3 protein-coding genes are annotated in these 2352 nt (G+C 64.4%); all 3 read right to left on the bottom strand.

Annotated elements, in window-relative coordinates; all coding sequences use genetic code 11:
* Window positions 1–636, bottom strand: a 636-nt coding sequence (locus AC1DT2_RS20915; RefSeq protein ID WP_477298477.1) for a ferrochelatase, incomplete at its 3' end; no start/stop codon positions are given.
* 2 nt (window positions 637–638) lie between these two features.
* Window positions 639–1898, bottom strand: coding sequence for a 5-aminolevulinate synthase (gene hemA / locus AC1DT2_RS20910; RefSeq protein ID WP_477298476.1), 1260 nt, complete (start codon window positions 1896–1898; stop codon window positions 639–641).
* A gap of 66 nt (window positions 1899–1964) precedes the next feature.
* Window positions 1965–2352, bottom strand: a 388-nt coding sequence (locus tag AC1DT2_RS20905; RefSeq protein WP_477298474.1) for a catalase-related domain-containing protein, incomplete at its 5' end; no start/stop codon positions are given.

The raw sequence follows: 2352 nt of genomic DNA, 5'->3' as shown, positions 1-2352 counted from the left end.
CGCCGGCACCACGCGAACTGCCGGCTGGTTGCGCAAGCCTCGTAACACCTCGAACAGCCGGTCATTGGCTGTTGCCGTGGTCGCTGCCGAATACTGCGGGTAGAGCGGAAACATCAGGAGTCGCTCGCATCCCTGCGACATAAGACGAACCACGGCGTCCTCGATCGACGGGTTGCCATAGCGCATACCCCAATCGACAGCCACCCGGTCCTCTCCAAATATCTCTGCCGCCCAGGACGCCAGTTTTGTCGCCTGGTTTCGGGTCACGGTTTTCAAYGGACTCTCGTCGAGGTCGTGATTCCAGATGCGCTCATAGTCCTTGCCTTTGACCGCGGGCCGGCGCAACAACACGACGCCCTGGAGAATGGGCTGCCAGACGAGCTTCGGCAGTTCGATCACGCGCYGGTCGGAGAGGAATTCCGCGAGGTAGCGACGGACAGAGCGGTAGTCGGTGCCGTCGGGCGTGCCGAGGTTGGAGAGGAGGATGCCGACTTTGCCTCGGGTGACCGGAGTAGCTGCCTGTGTTCGTGGACGCAGCGTCGATCGGGGCAGGCTCGCTGTGCTGGTGGTGGGCATTCGCCGCTGGGGCGGCTCCCATGCGTGGAACAGCGCGGTGTTCGGGTCTGCGGCGGTCATAGTCAGCCTCCGGCGGCTACCGTGAGCGAAGGATGGTCGCGCCCGGCCACCGGCTTGCCGAGCGGCAGGCCAAGTTCATTCCAGACGTCGACGAGGGCCCGCCTGAGCTGTTCGACCAGTGCCGCATCGTGGAAAGGCGTGGGCGTGATGCGCAGGCGCTCCGTGCCACGCGGTACGGTGGGATAATTGATCGGCTGGATGTAGATGCCGTGGCGATCGAGCAGCAGGTCGCTCGCCCGCTTGCACAGGTCAGCGTCGCCGACCAGCAGCGGCACGATATGGGTTTCGCTCGGCATGAGCGGCAAACCGGAAGAAGCCAGCGCGGCCTTGGTCGCCTGCACCGCCTGCTGCTGTCCCTGCCGTTCCGACTGCGACGCCTTGAGATGGCGGACCGACGCCGTGGCTGCTGCTGCGACCGGCGGCGGCAGCGTGGTGGTGAAAATGAAACCGGGCGCGTGCGAACGCACCGCATCTACGACGGCCTTGCGACCCGCGATGTACCCGCCCAACGTGCCGAAAGCCTTTGCCAGCGTCCCCTCGATAACGTCGATGCGGTGTGCCACGCCCTCACGCTGGGCGATGCCACCGCCGCGCAATCCGTACATGCCCACGGCATGCACTTCGTCGATATAGGTCATCGCGTCGTACTTCTCGGCCAAGTCGCAGATGGCCGCGATGGGCGCGATGTCTCCATCCATCGAATAGACGCTTTCGAAGGCGATCAGCTTCGGTCGATTACCTGCGCGAATCAGGAGATCTTCCAGGTGTGCCAGATCGTTGTGACGCCAGATGCGCTTGTCGGCGCCCGAGGCGCGCACGCCTTCGATCATGGAATTGTGGTTCAGCGCGTCCGACAGGATCACGCAGTCTGGCAGGAGCCGGGCTATCGTTGCGATGCCGGCGAGATTGGATACATAGCCCGAGGTGAAGACCAGTGCGGCCTCCTTGTCGTGCAGATCGGCCAGTTCATCCTCGAGTTCGATAATTGCGTGGTGGTTGCCGGAGATGTTCCGCGTCCCGCCCGCGCCAGCGCCCATGGTCCGTGCAGCGTGGCTCATCGCCTCGATCACATCCGCGTGCTGCCCCATGCCGAGGTAGTCGTTGGAACACCAGACGGTGACTTCCTTCGCGCCGTCCGCCCCGTGGAGCATGGCCTTCGGAAACCAACCCACCTGGCGTTCCAGGTCGGCGAACACGCGGTACCGGCGCTCCTGCTTGAGGGCGTCGATGCTGCGTTCGAAGTGAGAGAGGTAGTCGACCATGGTTGCCTCGTCGTTCTTGCCTGAACAAGAGGGGCCGTTTCCGGCCCCTCTGTTGTTACCGTGCTATCAGCCGAGCTTCGCCACCGCGTCGGCGATGCCCTTGCCGTAGTCCGGGTGGCAGGCCGTGCAGTTGTCGATATGGCGCTGGACCACCGGCTGCGAGGCACCCTTGATGGCGCGGGCCGTGTTATCGAACAGCGTCTGCTTCTGCGCCGGGCTCATCATTTCGAACAGCTTGCGCGGCTGCGAGAAGTAGTCGGTGTCTTCGCGATGATTCCAGCGCTTGGCCACCGTCTCGCCGATTTCCAACGGCGGCTCAGAGAAGTCCGGCTGGGCCTGCAAGGCGCCACGGCTGTTCGGCTCGTAGCTCGTCGAACCACCCCCGTTCCCGTCGACGCGCATCGCGCCGTCACGGTGATACGAGTGGACCGGGCAACGCGGGGCATTCACCGGG

The organism is Luteibacter sp. P4_E6, assembly GCF_056401535.1.
Note: the sequence above shows the minus strand (reverse complement) of the source record. Positions and strands in the feature narration are given on the sequence as shown.